Source organism: Streptomyces sp. NPDC092370 (assembly GCF_044755265.1).
Lineage (GTDB): Bacteria > Actinomycetota > Actinomycetes > Streptomycetales > Streptomycetaceae > Streptomyces.
The window spans coordinates 451,578-469,097 of sequence record NZ_JBIVQO010000001.1 but is presented as its reverse complement, the minus strand read 5'-3'; the positions used below and the strand labels follow the sequence as shown (position 1 = coordinate 469,097).

14 protein-coding genes are annotated in these 17,520 nt (G+C 69.3%); 1 reads left to right on the top strand and 13 read right to left on the bottom strand.

The window, feature by feature from the left end:
* Positions 1-46 precede the first annotated feature (46 nt).
* From ACIQHQ_RS02060 to ACIQHQ_RS02015, 10 genes are all read right to left on the bottom strand, one after another.
* Positions 47-1,549 (bottom strand): CHAD domain-containing protein, encoded by a 1,503-nt coding sequence (locus tag ACIQHQ_RS02060; RefSeq protein WP_402609159.1) that lies wholly within the window; start codon positions 1,547-1,549, stop codon positions 47-49.
* Between the two features lie 55 nt (positions 1,550-1,604).
* The gene (gene rodA / locus ACIQHQ_RS02055; protein ID WP_402609157.1) at positions 1,605-2,807 is read right to left on the bottom strand and encodes a rod shape-determining protein RodA; all 1,203 of its coding nucleotides are present in this window, start codon (positions 2,805-2,807) and stop codon (positions 1,605-1,607) included.
* Complete coding sequence (gene mrdA, locus ACIQHQ_RS02050; protein WP_402609155.1) at positions 2,804-5,050, bottom strand: penicillin-binding protein 2; 2,247 nt, start codon at positions 5,048-5,050, stop codon at positions 2,804-2,806. The genes rodA and mrdA overlap by 4 nt, the downstream gene beginning before the upstream one ends.
* A 148-nt stretch (positions 5,051-5,198) precedes the next feature.
* Positions 5,199-5,870 carry a rod shape-determining protein MreD gene (gene mreD / locus ACIQHQ_RS02045; protein ID WP_402609153.1) on the bottom strand — a complete coding sequence of 224 codons (672 nt, stop codon included), beginning with the start codon at positions 5,868-5,870 and terminating at the stop codon, positions 5,199-5,201.
* A gap of 13 nt (positions 5,871-5,883) precedes the next feature.
* Positions 5,884-6,831, bottom strand: coding sequence for a rod shape-determining protein MreC (mreC, locus tag ACIQHQ_RS02040; protein ID WP_402609151.1), 948 nt, complete (start codon positions 6,829-6,831; stop codon positions 5,884-5,886).
* Positions 6,832-6,975: 144 nt separating this feature from the next.
* Entirely contained in the window at positions 6,976-7,995 is a 1,020-nt protein-coding gene (locus ACIQHQ_RS02035) for a rod shape-determining protein (RefSeq protein WP_030569938.1), read from the bottom strand.
* Between the two features lie 274 nt (positions 7,996-8,269).
* On the bottom strand, positions 8,270-8,683 hold the full coding sequence (gene ndk, locus ACIQHQ_RS02030; protein WP_402609149.1) for a nucleoside-diphosphate kinase: 414 nt from the start codon (positions 8,681-8,683) through the stop codon (positions 8,270-8,272).
* A 65-nt stretch (positions 8,684-8,748) separates the two neighbouring features.
* Positions 8,749-9,105, bottom strand: a complete 357-nt coding sequence (locus tag ACIQHQ_RS02025; protein ID WP_402609148.1) for a DUF4233 domain-containing protein — start codon at positions 9,103-9,105, stop codon at positions 8,749-8,751.
* Between the two features lie 5 nt (positions 9,106-9,110).
* Complete coding sequence (locus ACIQHQ_RS02020) at positions 9,111-10,634, bottom strand: bifunctional folylpolyglutamate synthase/dihydrofolate synthase (protein WP_402609146.1); 1,524 nt, start codon at positions 10,632-10,634, stop codon at positions 9,111-9,113.
* Positions 10,635-10,795: 161 nt separating this feature from the next.
* Entirely contained in the window at positions 10,796-13,420 is a 2,625-nt protein-coding gene (locus tag ACIQHQ_RS02015) for a valine--tRNA ligase (protein ID WP_402609144.1), read from the bottom strand.
* Between the two features lie 138 nt (positions 13,421-13,558).
* On the opposite strand from ACIQHQ_RS02015, the gene ACIQHQ_RS02010 reads away from it, so the two are divergent.
* The gene (locus tag ACIQHQ_RS02010; RefSeq protein WP_402609142.1) at positions 13,559-14,503 is read left to right on the top strand and encodes a hypothetical protein; all 945 of its coding nucleotides are present in this window, start codon (positions 13,559-13,561) and stop codon (positions 14,501-14,503) included.
* A 60-nt stretch (positions 14,504-14,563) separates the two neighbouring features.
* Here the strand turns inward: ACIQHQ_RS02010 and clpX are convergent, their stop codons facing one another.
* The 3 genes from clpX to ACIQHQ_RS01995 form a co-directional block, all read right to left on the bottom strand.
* Positions 14,564-15,850, bottom strand: a complete 1,287-nt coding sequence (gene clpX, locus ACIQHQ_RS02005; protein ID WP_010041898.1) for an ATP-dependent Clp protease ATP-binding subunit ClpX — start codon at positions 15,848-15,850, stop codon at positions 14,564-14,566.
* A 180-nt stretch (positions 15,851-16,030) separates the two neighbouring features.
* A complete protein-coding gene (locus ACIQHQ_RS02000; protein WP_306925332.1) occupies positions 16,031-16,738 on the bottom strand; it encodes an ATP-dependent Clp protease proteolytic subunit in 708 nt (235 codons plus the stop codon).
* A 109-nt stretch (positions 16,739-16,847) separates the two neighbouring features.
* On the bottom strand, positions 16,848-17,453 hold the full coding sequence (locus ACIQHQ_RS01995; RefSeq protein WP_030818448.1) for an ATP-dependent Clp protease proteolytic subunit: 606 nt from the start codon (positions 17,451-17,453) through the stop codon (positions 16,848-16,850).
* Positions 17,454-17,520 lie beyond the last annotated feature (67 nt).

The following is a 17,520-nucleotide window of genomic DNA, read 5'->3' as shown; positions in this document are numbered from 1 at the left end:
CCATCCAGACTAACGCGATCGCGGGGAGCCTCCGTACGCCCGGAGGTCAGAGGTCCGCCGCACCGTCCTTGATCCCGTCCCAGAACCCGGGCAGGTCGGCCTCCGCGCGTGCCGCCCGCTGCTCCTCGCGTTCATGGAGCAGGCCGTAGGTGAAGGCGCTCTCCCCCGCGGCGTGGGCGACCGCCGACAGTTCGCGCAGGGTCCGGCGGGCCATCACGCTGTCCTGGTGTTCGCCGAGCAGGTTCTGCAGCGACTTCATGGACTTGACCATGGTCGTGGCCGGCTTGCCGAGGGCGGGTTCGGCCGCCTCCGCGGCGTAGCGGGTGCGCTTGGCCTTCTTGCGGGCCTCGTGCAGCGCGACGTCCCGGTCGGTGCCGGCTTCCAGGTCCGTGGCCTGCTCGATCAGCCGGGACACCTTGCGGAAGTCCTTCCGCACGGCCTTGGCGATCGGCTTGCGGGGTTCCTTGCCGGCCGCCTTCAACAGCGGTGGGTCGGCGATCAGCGCGTCCAGGGTGTCCAGCAGGGCGAGGTAGCGGCGGGAGTCGAGGACACCGAGGAGGCGGCCGCGGGCCCCTTTGTGCTCCGCGCTGGACCAGGAGCGCAGGCGCTCGGCGACCGGGCCTCGGATCAGGTCGGCGGGCACTTCGTCGACGGCCGCCGTCAGCCGCTCGGTGAGCACCTCGCTGTCGCGCTCCAGGCCCAGCTCGCCGGCGAGCCACTTCAGCTCGTCGGCGACGGGGTCCGTGACGGCCCGGTCGAGGACCTCGCCGAACGACTTGAAGGTGCTGCGCAGCCGGCGGGTGGCCACGCGCATGCCGTGCACCGAGTCCTCGATGTCCCGGCGGACGGCGGGGTCGAGCTCGACGATCGCGTCGCGCTGGATGCGCACGTAGGCGAGCACATGGTCTCCGGCGGTCACCGGTTTCCCGGGGGCGGACGCGCGCTGCTCGACCGCTGCCGTCTCCTCGAGGGCGCGGGCCAGCTTCGACGACGACGCGGAGGGCCGTACGCCCGCCTTGCGCAGCCGCTTCTCGAGCTTGTCGAGGAGGGCCGGATCCGTTCCGTCGGCGAGCTCCACCTCGATCTCGGTCCACCGTGCTTCGCCGCCGCGGCCGGTGAGCCGCTCGGCGTGCACGGTGTCCACGCTCATCTCGGCGAGGAGCCGGCCGTCGGCGTCGAGCAGATGGCGAACGTCGCGGTCGGAGCGCAGCCGGACCACCGGGAGCAGCTCGCTGCCGCGGACACGGGAGCGGACCAGCGAGGTGAGTTCGTCGGGGAGGGTGTCGGAGAGGGGGGCGTGGATCTCGTCGCGGACGTCGGGCGCCACCGGGAACTTGAGGTGCCAGCCCGCGTCGGATCCGCCCGTGCGGCGGCGCAGGGTGACGGACGACGCGGCGAGGCGTTCGTCCAGGGTGTCGTAGTAGGTGGCGTCGAGGTGGGACACACCCTTGTCGACGACGGCCGCGACCCCGGCGGCTCCGGTCAGGTCGGGTGGCCCGCTGTCGGCCGACTCGTACTTCCGCTCGATCTCGCGCTTGCTGTCCGCCATGATTCGAATCTAGTCGGCCGGGGCGCGGGGCGGCAGAGGGCCACCCCGCGCGGTGTCATGCCGACATCGGCCGTTGCACCCGGATCGACTGCAACAACCCCACCGCTATCCACACGGCGAACATCGACGATCCGCCGTAGGACACGAACGGCAGCGGCAGGCCGGTGACCGGCATGATGCCGAGTGTCATGCCGATGTTCTCGAACGTCTGGAAGGCGAACCAGGCGACGATGCCCGCGGCCACGATCGTGCCGTACAGGTCGGTGGTCTCGCGGGCGATGCGGCAGGCCCGCCACAGGACGATGCCGAGGAGCACGATGATCAGGCCGCCGCCGAGGAAGCCGAGCTCCTCGCCCGCAACGGTGAAGACGAAGTCCGTCTGCTGCTCCGGTACGAACTGGCCGGTGGTCTGAGAGCCGTGGAAGAGGCCGGAGCCGGTCAGGCCGCCCGATCCGATGGCGATACGGGCCTGGTTGGTGTTGTAGCCGACGCCGGCCGGGTCGAGCTCGGGGTTGGCGAAGGCGGCGAAGCGGGCGATCTGGTAGTCGTCGAGCACGCCGAGCTGCCAGACGGTGACCGCGCCGAGCGTGCCCGCGCCGAGCAGGCCGAACACCCAGCGGTTGGACGCCCCGGAGGCCAGCAGCACGCCGAGCACGATGATGACCATCACCATGACCGACCCGAGGTCGGGCATGAGCATCACGATCAGCATCGGTACGGCGGCCAGCCCCAGCGCCTGTACGACCGTGCGGTGGTCGGGGTACTGCTTGTCGCCCGCGTCGACCCGGGCCGCCAGCAGCATGGCCATGCCGAGGATGATCGTGACCTTCACGAACTCCGAGGGCTGGAGCGAGAAGCCGCCGGGCAGCTGGATCCAGGAATGGGCGCCGTTGATCGTGGAGCCGAGGGGGGTCAGCACCAGCAGGATCAGCAGCACCGAGAAGCCGTACAGGACCGGCACGGCGGTGCGCAGGCCGCGATGGCCGAGCCAGATCGTGGCGGCCATCAGGGCGAGGCCGATGCCGGTGTTCAGCAGGTGCCGGACGAGGAAGTAGTACGGGTCGCCCTGGTTGAGCTCCGTGCGGTTGCGGGTCGCCGAGTAGACGAGGAGCGTGCCGAGCAGCGACAGGGCCGTCGCCGACAGCAGGATCGGCCAGTCGAGCCGCCGCGTCACCGAGTCACGGGCCAGCAGTCGCGTCCAGCCGGTCCGCTCGGGCCCGTAGCCGGAGACCTGGAAGCTGTTCACACCGCCGGTCATGCCGGCCACCTCCGGCTTCCCCGGCGGCGCCGCCGCCTTCGGGTGTCACGGTTCTCCGGCGTCGGCGGGGCCGCTGTCGCCGGCTGGAGCGGGTCGGCCGGGGCGTTGGGGTCCTTCTTCTTCGCCTGCTGGTCCTTGGCCGGGTCCTTGGAGATCTTCGGGGAGGCGATGGTGCCGTCCGTCTTGACCTTCGGCAGGGCCTTCTGCGGGGTCGGCAGCAGTGCCTTCTTGGGGTCGATGGCGCCGTCCTCGGAGACGCCGTACAGCGCGTTGTAGATGTTGCGGACGGCGGGGCCCGAGGCGCCGGAACCCGTACCACCCTGGGAGATCGTCATGACGATCGAGTAGTCCTTGGTGTACGTGGCGAACCAGGAGGTCGTCTGCTTGCCGTAGACCTCCGCCGTACCCGTCTTGGCGTGCATCGGGATCTTGTCCTGCGGCCAGCCGCCGAACCTCCAGGCGGCCGTACCGCGGGTGGCGACTCCCGCGAGGGCATCGCTTATCTCGTTGCGTGTCTTCTGGCTCATCGGGAGCTTGCCGTGTGCCTCGGGCTTGATCGGCGTGACGGTCTTGCCGTCGGCGCTGAGGACGGCCTTGCCGACGGAGGGGTTGTAGAGGGTGCCGCCGTTGGAGATGGCCGAGTAGATGGTGGCCATCTGGATGGGCGTGACGAGGGTGTCGCCCTGGCCGATGGAGTAGTTGACGGAGTCACCGGCGCGCATGCGGTTGCCTTCGAGGCAGTTTTCGTAGGCGATCTTCTCGGCGTAGCTGCCGTCGCGCTTGCCGGTGCGGCACCAGGCGTCCTTGTTGGCTTTCCAGTAGTCCAGCTTCCACTGGCGGTCGGGGACGCGGCCGGTGACCTCGTTGGGCAGGTCGATGCCGGTCTCCTTGCCGAGGCCGAACTGGTGGGCGGTCTTGTAGAACCAGTCGTTGGCGTTCTTCTTCGGCTTGGTGCCGCCGTCGCGCTTCCACTCCTCGTGGGAGAGCCGGTAGAAGACCGTGTCGCAGGAGACCTCCAGGGCGCGGCCGAGGCTGATCGGGCCGTATCCCTTGGACTCGAAGTTCTTGAAGACCTGGCCGCCGATCGAGTACGAGCTGGAGCACTCGTAGGGGCCGTTGAAGGAGTAGCCCGCGTTGACCGCGGCGGCCGTCGGGATGACCTTGAAGATCGAGCCGGGCGCCGACTGGCCCTGGATGGCGCGGTTGAGCAGCGGGTAGTTGGAGCTCTTGCCGGTGAGGCGTGCGTAGTCCTTGGCGGAGATGCCGCCCACCCAGGCGTTCGGGTCGTACGTCGGGTTGGACGCCATGGCGACGACGCGGCCCGTCTTGGCCTCCATGACGACGACGGCTCCGGAGTCCGCCTTGTAGTTCGTGCCGGTGTTGCGGTCGTGCTGCTTGCGGGCTTCCTTCATGGCCTCGTTCAGCTGGTACTCGGCGATCCGCTGGACCCGGGAGTCGATGCTGGTGACGAGGTTGTCGCCGGGGTGGGCCGGGTCGGCCTCGGCCTGGCCGATGACCCGGCCGAGGTTGTCGACCTCGTAGCGGGTGACGCCTGCCTTGCCGCGCAGCGCCTTGTCGTACTGGCGCTCCAGGCCGGAGCGGCCGACCTGGTCGGAGCGCAGATACGGCGAGTTGGTGTTCTGCGCCTTCTTGATCTCCTCGTCGGTGACCGGCGAGAGGTAGCCGAGGACCTGGGCGGTGTTGGCCTTGCCCGGGCTCGGGTAGCGGCGCACGGCCTGCGGCTCGGCGGTGATGCCGGGGAAGTCCTCGGCGCGCTCGCGGATCTGCAGGGCCTGCTTGGCGGTGGCCTCGTCGGTGATGGGGATGGGCTGGTACGGCGAGCCGTTCCAACAGGGCTGCGGCGTCTCGGCGTCGCACAGCCGGACCTTCTCCTGGACCTCCTTGGGCGTCATGCCCAGGACCTTGGCGAGCTTGGTGAGGACTTCCTCGCCGTCGTCCTTCATCTTCAGCAGGTCGGTGCGGGATGCGGAGACCACCAGCCGCGTCTCGTTGTCCGCCAGGGCCACGCCCCGGGCGTCCAGGATCGAGCCGCGGACGGCCGGCTGGACGACCTGCTGGACGTGATTGCCCGAGGCCTCCTTGGCGTAGGCCGCGCCCTCACGGATCTGGAGGTACCACAGGCGGCCGCCGAGGGTGAGCAGGAGGGAGAGGACGAGGACCTGGATGACGACGAGCCGGATCTGGACCCGTGAATTCCGGCCGGTCTCGGGAATGTTGGTCACTGCGGCTGCCTCCCCCTCTCGGTGCGCGTACGGGTGTGCGGATGCGACGGTGCGTCGGGGCACGGATGTGCGGATACGAGTGAGGAACGACGGGCCCACGCGCCGGCGTTCCTACGGGAGCGATCCGTTCGGGTGAACTTCCCTGCGGTCACAGCCGCTTGACCCCCTTGATGCGCCCCGCGCGCGCCATCCGCGCCCGGGCCGCCCTCACACGCAGCCCGTTGCGCTGGCTGCCGATCTTCAGTCCGGTGCCGCCGGCGAGCCAGCCGGAGGAGATATTCGTGGTCTTGGCGGCGGAGCCGGTCTCGGCGAGCGGATCGTTCTCCGCGCGCCGGGCCAGGGCCATGATCCCCGGCACGACGAACGGGGCGAGCAGCAGGTCGTACAGGGCGGCCGTGAACAGCAGACTGCCGAGGCCCACGTGGCGGGCGGCGGTGTCACCGACCAGGGCGCCGACCCCGGCGTACAGCAGCGTGGAGCCGACCGCGGCGGCGACCACCACGACCATGGGGCCGGTCGCGGACTTCAGCTGACCCGTCTCGGGCTTCACGAGGCCCGCGAGGTAGCCGATGACGCACAGCACGAGGGCGTAGCGTCCGGCGGCGTGGTCGGCGGGCGGGGCCAGGTCGGCGAGCAGACCCGCCCCGAAGCCGATCAGGGCGCCACCCACATGCCCGTACACCAGCGCGAGGCCGAGCACGGTGAGCAGCAGCAGGTCGGGCACGGCGCCGGGCAGGTGGAGGCGGGCGAGAACGCTCACCTGGATCACCAGGGCGACGACGACCAGGGCGGAGGAGAGCAGGATCCGGTTGACGCGCATGGGGTGACAGCTCCTACTGCTCTTGCTGGTTCTGGCCGTCCACGGGCGCCCCGGGCGACGGCGTCACGGTCACCGTCACCGTCGGCCGGGGGGTCGGCTTGGGCTTGGGCGGGAGGACCGTGTCACGCGGGTCCTTCTTCGGAGCCTCGACGACGACACCGACGATGTCGAGCTTGGTGAAACCGACGTACGGCGTGACGTAGAGCGTGCGGGTCAGGTCGCCGCCGGAGGGGTCGACGCGGGAGACCACGCCGACGGGCACGCCGGGCACGAACGGCCGGTCGGACTGCGAGCCGAAGGTGACCAGGCGGTCGCCCTTCTTCACCTCGGCCTTGCCGTTGAGGAGTTCGACGCGCAGCGGGCGGTCCCCCTGCCCGGAGGCGAAGCCGAGCTCGTCTCCGGACTCCATGCGGGTGCCGACCGTGAAGTCGGGGTCGCTGGCCAGCAGGACCGTGGCCGTGTCGGGGCCGACGGTGGTGACCCGGCCGACGAGTCCCTCGGCGTTCAGGACGGTCATGTCGCGCTTGATGCCGTCCCTGGCGCCGACGTCGATGGTGATGGTCCAGGAGAAGCCCTGCGCGGCTCCGATGGCGATGACCTCGGCGCCCTTGATGCCGTACTGGCCCTGGCCGGCGATCTTCAGCATCTTGTCGAGCTGCTTGAGGCGGCTGCGGCTGCGGTCGTCGCTGCCGAGACGCGCCTTCAGGGCCGCGTTCTCCTGTTCCAGCGCGGCGAGCCGGTCGTGCCGTTCACCGGAGTCGCGGATGGCGGAGACCGCGTTGCCGATCGGGTCGACCGCGGCCGAGACGCCGTTCTCGATCGGGCCGAAGACCGTCGCCGCGCCCTGCCGGGCACCGTCGACGGGTGAGTCCTCCCCACCGCGGATGTCCACCGTGATCAACGCGAACGCGACGGCGATCAGCAGCACCAGGAGCAGCCGGCTCTCTCGTGTGTCCCTCACGTGCGGCGGCCGTGCCCTTCCTCATAGGAATTCGGGAAGCCCCAGGGAAACCCGAGGGGCTGCTTTGTGGGAGCTTATGCAGCTGTATCAACGATCCGCCGTACGAGAGGAGATCGTCCCGTACGGCGGAAACGAAGAGTCATGTCATCTGCGCGGCTGGGCGTCCAGCACCTGCTGGAGCGCCTCGAACTCCTCGACGCACTTTCCGGATCCGAGCGCCACGCTGTCCAGCGGGTCCTCGGCGATGTGGATGGGCATGCCGGTCTCCCGGCGCAGCCGCTCGTCGAGGCCCCGCAGCAGCGCTCCGCCGCCGGTCAGAACGATTCCTCGGTCCATGATGTCGCCGGACAGCTCCGGCGGACACTTGTCGAGGGTCGTCTTGACGGCGTCGACGATCGCGTTGACCGGCTCCTCGATCGCCTTGCGGACTTCGGCCGCGGAGACGACGACGGTCTTCGGCAGCCCGGACACCAGGTCTCGCCCGCGGATTTCGGTGTGCTCGTCGGTGTCGAGGTCGTACGCCGAACCGATCGTGATCTTGATCTGCTCGGCCGTGCGCTCACCCAGCAGGAGGGAGTACTCCTTCTTGATGTGCTGGATGATCGCGTTGTCCAGTTCGTCGCCCGCGACACGGATGGACTGGGCGGTGACGATGCCGCCGAGGGAGATGACCGCGACCTCCGTGGTGCCGCCGCCGATGTCGACCACCATGTTGCCCGTGGCCTCGTGGACCGGCAGGCCGGAGCCGATGGCCGCGGCCATGGGCTCCTCGATGATGTGCACCTGGCGGGCGCCGGCCTGGGACGACGCCTCGATGACGGCGCGGCGCTCGACGCCCGTGATGCCCGAGGGCACACAGACGACGACCCGCGGACGAGCCAGATACCGCCGCTTGTGGATCTTCAGAATGAAGTAGCGGAGCATCCGCTCGGTGATCTCGAAGTCGGCGATCACGCCGTCCTTCAGCGGACGAACGGCAACGATGTTGCCGGGCGTGCGCCCGATCATCTTCTTCGCTTCGGCACCGACCGCGAGGATGCCACCGGTGTTGGTGTTGATCGCGACGACGGACGGCTCGTTGAGTACGATCCCGCGACCCCTGACGTACACCAGCGTGTTGGCGGTCCCGAGGTCGACAGCCATGTCACGGCCGATGAACGACATTGAGTTCCCCATCAGGATTCGTCTGGCCTTCCCACTAGCTTTTGAGGGCTTTTCAGGTAGGCAAAGGTGGGTGCTGTGACGTGAAGGCTTCCATCGTAGACGCGCCTTCGCGAACACTGCGGGAGGGTCTCCGCCATTGTCAGCAGATGCCGACCGCATTCGCTTCTGGAGACGGGCGTTCGGGGCCCATCGTTCCCTCGATCGCCACGCATGTGCCGCATGGTCCGGGGGCCTTCGCCCCCGGACCTGACCCATGTGCTGGTGAGGTGCGGAACTACGCCCGGCCGGGGAAGAAAATCTTCACCTCGCGCTCGGCGGACTCCTCGGAGTCGGAGGCGTGGATCAGGTTCTCCCGGACGATCACACCGTAGTCACCGCGGATGGAGCCGGGCGCCGCGGCGATCGGGTCGGTCGGGCCGGCCAGCTGGCGGACCCCCTCGATGACCCGCTCACCCTCGACGATCAGCGCCACGACCGGGCCGGAGGCCATGAAGTCCACCAACGGCTCGTAGAAGGGCTTGCCCTTGTGCTCGCCGTAGTGCTGCTCCAGCGTGTCCTGGTCCAGGGTGCGCAGCTCCAGCGCGGTGATCCGCCAGCCCGCCTTGCGCTCGATGCGGCTGATGATCTCGCCTGTCAGGCCTCGACGGACGGCGTCGGGCTTGAGGAGGACGAGGGTGCGCTGGCTCACGACGGGCTCCTTATGGATGAAGGTCTTGCGGTGGGACGAGATTACCCGGCGTGTCGGGGCGCCCGTTACGCAGCGTCAGGTGTGGAGGAGCTCGCCTGCGCCGCGAATCTGGCCTTCGCCTCGTCCACCTTCCGCCCGTAGTGCACGGACGCCCACCACAGCGCCGCGAAGATCGCGCCCAGGAAGTACATGGTCGGCACGATGAACCCGGACGCGATGAGCGCGATCTGCAGCGCCCAGCCGAGGACGACCCCGCCCGGGCGCGTCACCAGCCCGCACAGCACCAGGCACAGGAACATCGCGATGCCGCTGACCGTCCACACGGTCGTCATGGACAGGTCGGGGTCCTTCATGGCGACCAGACCGGCGAACCCGATGACGAAGAACTCGCCGATCAGGGTCGAAGAACACAGCGTGCGCACGGGACTCAGCCTCTCCCCAGGAGCAGTCGGGCCTCGCCGACGGTGATGACGGAACCGGTGACGAGCACACCGCCGCCCGCGAACTCGCCCTCCTCCTCGGCCAGGGTGATCGCGGCCTCCAGCGCGTCGGGCAGCCGCGGCTCGACCTGGACGCGCTCCTCGCCGAACACCTCCACGGCGATACCGGCGAGCTCGTCGGCGTCCATCGCACGGTGGCTGGAGTTCTGCGTGATGACGACCTCGGCGAACACCGGCTCGAAGGCCTCCAGCAGCCCCCGGACGTTCTTGTCGCCGCTCGCGCCGACCACGCCGACGAGGCGGCTGAACTGGAAGGCCTCCCCGATCGCCTCGGCCGCGGCCCGGGCACCGGCCGGGTTGTGGGCGGCGTCCAGCACGACCGTCGGCGACCGGCGCACGACCTCCAGCCGGCCCGGCGAGGCGACAGCGGCGAAGGCCTTGCGGACCGTGTCCAGGTCCAGCGCGTCCGCCCGCTGCGCGCCGACACCGAAGAACGCCTCGACGGCGGCGAGCGCGACGGCCGCGTTGTGCGCCTGGTGCGCGCCGTGCAGCGGCAGATACACCTCGGGGTACTCGCCGCCGAGCCCGCGCAGCGTCACCAGCTGCCCGCCGACGGCCACCTGCCGCTCCACGACGCCGAACTCCAGCCCCTCCCGGGCCACGGTCGCGTCCACCTCGACGGCCTTCTTCAGCAGCACCTGGGCGGCGTCGACCGGCTGCTGCGCCATGATGACCGTCGCGCCCTGCTTGATGATGCCGGCCTTCTCCGTGGCGATCTCGGCGTGCGTGGAGCCGAGCCGGTCGGTGTGGTCGAGGTCTATGGGCGTGACGACGGCGACATCCCCGTCGATCACGTTGGTGGCGTCCCAGGAGCCGCCCATGCCGACCTCGACGACGCCGACGTCCACGGGGGCGTCGGCGAACGCCGCGTACGCCATGCCGGTGAGCACCTCGAAGAACGACAGCCGGTACTCCTGCGCGGCGTCGACCATCTCCACGTACGGCTTGATGTCCTGGTACGTCTCGATGAACCGCTCGGGCGCGATGGGGGCCCCGTCGAGGCTGATGCGCTCGGTGATCGACTGCACGTGCGGTGAGGTGTAGCGACCGGTGCGCAGCTCGAAGGCGCCGAGCAGGGCTTCGATCATGCGGGCCGTGGAGGTCTTGCCGTTCGTGCCCGTGATGTGGATCGACGGGTAGGACCGCTGCGGCTCCCCCAGCACGTCCATCAGCGCGGCGATACGGCTGACGGAGGGCTCCAGCTTGGTCTCGCCCCAGCGGGTGGCGAGCTCGGTCTCCACCTCACGCAGAGCCTTGTCGACCTCGGGGTCGGCGGGGCGCGCGGGGATGTCGGCGTCGGGCGGGCCACCCTGGGTGCGCAGGGTTCGGCTGCCGGCCTCGATGACCGCGAGGTCGGGGTCGCGGTCGGTCTCCTCCGCGATGATCTCGTCGAAGGCGGTGAGGGGGTCGGGCTGGTCGTCGGCGTTGTGGTCTGGAGGGAGCTCGCTCACGGGGCCCAGTCTACGGAGACCGACCGACATTGCTTGCGGTGGCTCGCGCCCGCGGGCGACCGCGGGTCCGTGGGGCCGCCCGCGCGGGTCCCCGCGCCCCTGAACTGTGTGAAGGCCCCGGCGCTGACCAGCACCGGAGCCTTCACGACCGTACGAACCCGTTACGCCTGCGGCAGCCTCTCCAGCTGTGCCTGGATGCGCGCGATGTCCTCCTCCGCCTTGGTGAGGCGGGTGCGGATCTTGTCCACGACGTGGTCGGGGGCCTTCGCCAGGAACGCCTCGTTGCCGAGCTTGGCGTGCGCCTGTGCCTTCTCCTTCTCCGCCGCGGCGAGGTCCTTGGCCAGGCGCTTGCGCTCCGCCGCCACGTCGATCGTGCCGGAGAGGTCGAGGGCGACCTCGGCGCCGGCGACCGGGAGGGTCGCCGTGGCCGTGAAGGTCTCGCCCTCCGGCTGGAGACGGAGCAGCTGGCGGATGGCCGCCTCGTGAGGCGCGAACCGCGTGCCGTCGAGGTTCAGCCGGGCCGGGACCCGCTGGCCGGGCTGGAGGCCCTGGTCGGCGCGGAAGCGGCGGACCTCGGTGATGACCGACTGCAGGCTCTCGATCTCGCGCTCGGCGTCGGCGTCCCGGAAGCCACTGTCCTTCGGCCACTCGGCGATGACGACCGACTCGCCGCCGGTCAGCGTCGTCCACAGGGTCTCGGTGACGAACGGGACCACCGGGTGCAGCAGCTTCAGCGTGACGTCGAGGACCTCGCCGAGGACCCGCTTGGAGACCTCGGCCGCCTCGCCGCCCGCCTGGAACGTCGTCTTGGACAGCTCGACGTACCAGTCGAAGACCTCGTCCCACGCGAAGTGGAACAGGGCGTCGGAGAGCTTGGCGAACTGGTAGTCCTCGTAGAACGCGTCGACCTCGGCGACGACCGAGTTGAGCCGGGACAGGATCCAGCGGTCGGTCGACGACAACTTCGAGGCGTCCGGCAACGGCCCGTCCACCGTCGCGCCGTTCATCAGCGCGAAGCGCGTCGCGTTCCAGATCTTGTTGGCGAAGTTGCGGGAGCCCTGGACCCAGTCCTCGCCGATCGGGACGTCGACACCCGGGTTCGCGCCACGGGCCAGCGTGAACCTGAGCGCGTCCGAGCCGTACTTGTCCATCCAGTCCAGCGGGTTGACCGCGTTGCCGAAGGACTTCGACATCTTCTTGCCGAACTGGTCGCGGACCATGCCGTGCAGGGCGATGGTGTGGAACGGCGGGGTGCCGTCCATCGCGTACAGGCCGAACATCATCATCCGGGCGACCCAGAAGAAGAGGATGTCGTAACCGGTGACCAGGACCGAGTTCGGGTAGAACTTCGCGAGCGACTCGGTCTGTTCGGGCCAGCCGAGTGTGGAGAACGGCCACAGGCCGGAGGAGAACCAGGTGTCGAGGACATCGGTGTCCTGACGCCAGCCCTCGCCGCTCGGCGGCTCCTCGTCCGGGCCCACGCAGACGACCTCGCCGTTCGGGCCGTACCAGACCGGGATGCGGTGGCCCCACCACAACTGCCGCGAGATGCACCAGTCGTGGAGGTTGTCGACCCAGTCGAAGTAGCGCTTCTCCATCTCCTGCGGATGGATCTTGACCTTGCCCTCGCGGACTGCGTCACCGGCTGCCTTGGCCAGCGGGCCGACCTTGACCCACCACTGCATGGACAGGCGCGGCTCGATCGTCGTCTTGCACCGCGAGCAGTGGCCGACGGAGTGGACGTACGGGCGCTTCTCGGCGACGATCCGGCCCTCGGCCCGCAGCGCGGCGACGATCGCCGAGCGGGCCTCCAGCCGGTCCAGGCCCTGGAAGGGGCCGTGGGCGGTGATGACCGCGTGCTCGTCCATGATCGTCAGGGCCGGGAGGCCGTGGCGCTGGCCGATCTCGAAGTCGTTCGGGTCGTGCGCCGGGGTCACCTTGACGGCACCGGTGCCGAACTCGGGGTCGACGTGCTCGTCGGCGACGACCGGGATGGAGCGGTCGGTCAGCGGCAGCTTGACCAGCGTGCCGACGAGGTGCTTGTAGCGCTCGTCCTCGGGGTGGACGGCGACGGCCGTGTCACCGAGCATCGTCTCGGCGCGGGTGGTGGCGACGACGATGGTGTCGTCCCCGTCGCCGTACTTCATGGAGACGAGCTCACCGTCGTCGTCCTGGTACTCGACCTCGATGTCCGAGATGGCCGTCAGACAGCGGGGGCACCAGTTGATGATGCGCTCGGCGCGGTAGATCAGCTCGTCGTCGTAGAGGCGCTTGAAGATGGTCTGGACGGCCTGGGACAGGCCCTCGTCCATCGTGAAGCGCTCACGCGACCAGGCGACGCCGTCACCCAACCGCCGCATCTGCCCGCTGATCTGCCCGCCGGACTCGCCCTTCCACTGCCAGACGCGCTCGACGAACGCCTCACGGCCCAGGTCGTGGCGGGACTTGCCCTCCTTGGCGAGCTCCCGCTCGACGACGTTCTGCGTGGCGATGCCGGCGTGGTCCATGCCGGGCTGCCACAGCGTCTCGTATCCCTGCATGCGCTTGCGGCGGGTCAGGGCGTCGATGAGCGTGTGCTCGAAGGCGTGCCCCAGGTGGAGCGAGCCCGTGACGTTCGGCGGCGGGATGACGATGGTGTACGGCGGCTTCTCGCTCTTCTCGTCCGCCTCGAAGTAACCCCGCTCCACCCAGCGCTCGTACAGCGGCCCCTCTACGTCGGCCGGCGCGTACTGGGTCGGCAGGTCGGTGCTGGGCGCTGGTGGCTGCTGCTGAGCGTTCTCGGTCACGGGGGTCAGTTTAGAGGTGTCACCGGCCCGTCCCGAAACGCGTTTCCTTTGTAACGGCGGGTGCCCCGATGCCATGCACACGGCGGGTCTGCGCCAGGATGTCCGGAACACATCAGCATCTGGAGGGGAACCCAGAACATGAGCTACAACCAGCCGGGCCCGTACGGCGGGCAGCCCCAGCAGCCCGGTCCGTACAGCCAGCCGCCGCAGGCGCCCCAGCCCGGCTACGGCTACCCCCAGCAGGCCCCTCCGCCCCAGCCCGGCTACGGCTACCCGCAGCAGCCCCCGCAGGGCGTCCCGCCCCAGCAGGCCCCGTATGGCCAGCAGCCCTCGTACGGCCAGCCTCAGCCGCCCTACGGCCAGGCGCCGTACGGCGTCCCCCAGCCCCCGGCTGCGGGCGGCGGCAAGAAGAAGACCGGCCTCGTCATCGGTGCGGTGGCGGTCGTGGCGGCGATCGGTGTGGGCGCGTACTTCGTGATCGGCGGGGGTGGCGGCGCGGGTGCCCTGGAGGACGACGGGCCGCACAAGCTGACGACGCCGGCGACCGTGCTCAGCGAGTACAAGCGCACCACGAAGGACGGAACGACCGCCGGCAACGACCTGACGGCGGAGCTGGAGAAGAGCGGCGTCAAGAACGCCAAGTCCGCCGCAGGGCTCTACACCACGGCGGACCTGAGCGACTACGACCCAAACGACCCGGCGTCTGCGGCGAAGATGGCGGCGGCCAAGACGCTTTCGCTGGCCGGCGCCTACGGTGAGATCTCCGACCCGGAGGCGACGCTGGACTTGTTCTTCGCCAATTTCGAGAAGTCGGCGCAGAAGGAGTCCGCCACCGGGTCGGGCAAGCCCGAACTGGTGGGCGAGCCTGAGGCGGCCGACCTCGACGGCGCAGTCATGAAGTGCCAGTCGATCAAGGGCCAGGACCGGTTGTCCAAGAAGGAGAAGACCAACTGGTTCTGCGCGTGGGCTGACTACAGCACCATCGCCATCGTGTCGCCGGGCGAGGTGGCGCAGGGCGTCACCAAGGACGTGGCAATCGACCTCACCACCAAGGTCCGCAAGGAAATCCGCGTCGCGGCCTGACGACGGCCACGACAAAGGCGCCCGGCAGCAGTGCCGGGCGCCTTCGCGTGCTGTGGGTGACTAGGCCGTCTTCTGCTCCCCCGGCCCCCGCCCCCGCGCGTCCCGCGGGATCAGGGTCGGGTTGACGTTCGACTGGACGACGTCCGCCGTGATGACGACCCGGGCCACGTCCTTGCGGGACGGGACCTCGTACATCACGCCCTGGAGGACTTCCTCCATGATCGCGCGCAGGCCGCGCGCGCCGGTCTGGCGGAGGATCGCCTGGTCCGCGATGGCCTCCAGAGCCTCACGCTCGAAGTCCAGCTCCACGCCGTCGAGTTCGAAGAGGCGCTGGTACTGCTTGACGAGCGCGTTTCGCGGCTCGACGAGGATCTGGAGCAGGGCCTCGCGGTCGAGGTTGTGGACCGAGGTGATGACCGGCAGGCGGCCGATGAACTCGGGGATCATGCCGAACTTGACCAGGTCCTCCGGCATGACCTCCTGGAACTGGTCCTTGGACTCCATCTCGCGCTTGGAGCGGATCTGCGCGCCGAAGCCGATGCCCTTGGCGCCGGCCCGGGACTCGATGATCTTCTCCAGTCCGGCGAAGGCACCGCCCACGATGAACAGCACGTTCGTCGTGTCGATCTGGATGAACTCCTGGTGGGGGTGCTTACGGCCGCCCTGCGGCGGGACCGAGGCGGTGGTGCCCTCCAGGATCTTCAGCAGGGCCTGCTGGACGCCCTCGCCCGACACGTCGCGCGTGATCGAGGGGTTCTCGCTCTTCCTCGCGACCTTGTCGATCTCGTCGATGTAGATGATCCCGGTCTCGGCCTTCTTGACGTCGTAGTCGGCCGCCTGGATCAGCTTGAGCAGGATGTTCTCGACGTCCTCGCCGACGTAACCGGCCTCCGTGAGGGCCGTGGCGTCGGCGATCGCGAAGGGGACGTTCAGCATGCGCGCGAGGGTCTGCGCGAGGAGGGTCTTGCCGGAGCCCGTGGGGCCCAGGAGCAGGATGTTCGACTTCGCCAACTCGATGGCGTCGTCACGGCCGTTCGCCCCGCCGTTCTCGCCGGCCTGGACTCGCTTGTAGTGGTTGTACACCGCTACGGAGAGGGCCTTCTTGGCGGCCTCCTGGCCGACCACGTAGCCCTCGAGGAACTCGTAGATCTCGCGCGGCTTCGGCAGTTCCTCCCAGCGGACCTCGCTGGTCTCGGCGAGTTCTTCCTCGATGATCTCGTTGCAGAGGTCGATGCACTCGTCGCAGATGTACACACCGGGCCCTGCGATGAGCTTCTTGACCTGCTTCTGGCTCTTGCCGCAGAACGAGCACTTGAGCAGATCGCCGCCGTCACCGATGCGTGCCACGGTGTGCTTCCCCTTCGCCTGGGAGACTCCTGGACGCGACGTCCAGCGGACTCCTGGTGCTGCCTTATGTCCGACGGTACCTTGCCGGGCCCCCCGTCCGGGCCCCCCTTGGCGCGGTTCGCTTTGACGTGAACCGAGCCAAACCGTGCCAAGGGGCGGCAGACGTTACAGCCTCTCGCCTCAACGCAGGCTCGAGTTGTCCATCTTCCGGGTGGTGATGATCTGGTCGATCAGGCCGTAGCTCAGCGCGTCCTCGGCCGTGAGGATCTTGTCGCGCTCGATGTCCTCGCGGATCTTCTCGACCGGCGTGGTGGAGTGCTTGGCCAGCATGTCCTCCAGCTGCGAGCGCATCCGCAGGATCTCGTTCGCGGCGATCTCCAGGTCGGAGACCTGACCGCGGCCGGTCTCGCTGTACGGCTGGTGGATCAGCACCCGCGCGTTGGGCAGGGCCATGCGCTTGCCCGGCGTACCGGCGGCCAGCAGGATCGCGGCGGCGGAGGCCGCCTGGCCCATGCAGACCGTCTGGATGTCCGGCTTCACGTACTGCATCGTGTCGTAGATCGCGGTGAGCGCCGTGAAGGAGCCGCCGGGGCTGTTGATGTAGACCGAGATGTCACGGTCGGGGTCCATCGACTCCAGGCACAGCAGCTGCGCCATGACGTCGTTGGCGGAGGCGTCGTCGATCTGGACGCCGAGGAAGATCACGCGCTCCTCGAAGAGCTTCGCGTACGGGTCGTACTCGCGGATGCCCTGGGAGGTGCGCTCGACGAAGCGCGGGATGACGTAGCGGGACTCGGCCTGCGGGCCGGTGTAGCGGCCCTGCGAGGCGCTCATGTCCTGCACGGCGTGCTGACGGTCGTAGATCCCACTGCCGGGGAACTGGTTCACGGTGTCTCCTGATAGGGGCTGAGGCGGTCGGCTGGGGCTGTCTGGGGTCGCTGGGGCCCGGGAGGGCTCCGTGGGCCTCACGGGGCGCCACAGGCCCCGTGGGGACCGCTCAGGCCCCGGTGCCGCCGCCGCCCGGCATGCCGGCGGCCGTGGGGATGACGTCGTCGATGAGGCCGTACTCCTTGGCCTCGAAGGCGTCGAACCAGCGGTCGCGGTCCGAGTCGCGGGTGATCTGCTCGACCGACTGGCCGGTGTGCTGCGAGGTCAGCTCGGCCATGCGCTTCTTGGTGTGCAGCAGCCGCTCGGCGTGGATCTTGATGTCCGAGGCCGAGCCGGCGAGGCCGGCGGAGGGCTGGTGGATCAGAATCTCGGCGTTCGGCAGCGCGAAGCGCTTGCCGGGGGTGCCGGCGCTGAGCAGGAACTGGCCCATCGAGGCCGCGAGGCCCATGGCGATGGTCACCACGTCGTTCTTGATGAACTGCATGGTGTCGTAGATCGCCATGCCGGCCGTGATGGAACCGCCGGGGCTGTTGATGTACAGGTAGATGTCCTTGTCCGGGTCGGCGGCAAGGAGCAGCAGCTGCGCGGTGATCTTGTTCGCGATGTCGTCGTCGACCGGCTGGCCGAGGAAGATGATCCGCTCGTTGAGCAGCCGGTTGTAGACCTGGTCACCGAGGCCACCACCGATGGAAGGCTCGCCGGCGGCTGAGGGCATCAGATTCGTCACGTATCCACCTGCTCGTCTTACGACGGCGCCGGGCCGTCTCACGTTTCCCTAGGGG

Bases quoted from the DNA above. Each gene is read 5' to 3' on its own strand.
- ACIQHQ_RS02060 (WP_402609159.1), bottom strand. From the start codon at position 1,549: ATGGCGGACAGCAAGCGCGAGATCGAGCGGAAGTACGAGTCGGCCGAC.
- rodA (WP_402609157.1), bottom strand. From the start codon at position 2,807: ATGACCGGCGGTGTGAACAGCTTCCAGGTCTCCGGCTACGGGCCCGAG.
- mreD (WP_402609153.1), bottom strand. From the start codon at position 5,870: ATGCGCGTCAACCGGATCCTGCTCTCCTCCGCCCTGGTCGTCGTCGCC.
- ACIQHQ_RS02035 (WP_030569938.1), bottom strand. From the start codon at position 7,995: ATGTCGTTCATCGGCCGTGACATGGCTGTCGACCTCGGGACCGCCAAC.
- ACIQHQ_RS02010 (WP_402609142.1), top strand. From the start codon at position 13,559: ATGAGCTACAACCAGCCGGGCCCGTACGGCGGGCAGCCCCAGCAGCCC.
- ACIQHQ_RS01995 (WP_030818448.1), bottom strand. From the start codon at position 17,453: ATGCCCTCAGCCGCCGGCGAGCCTTCCATCGGTGGTGGCCTCGGTGAC.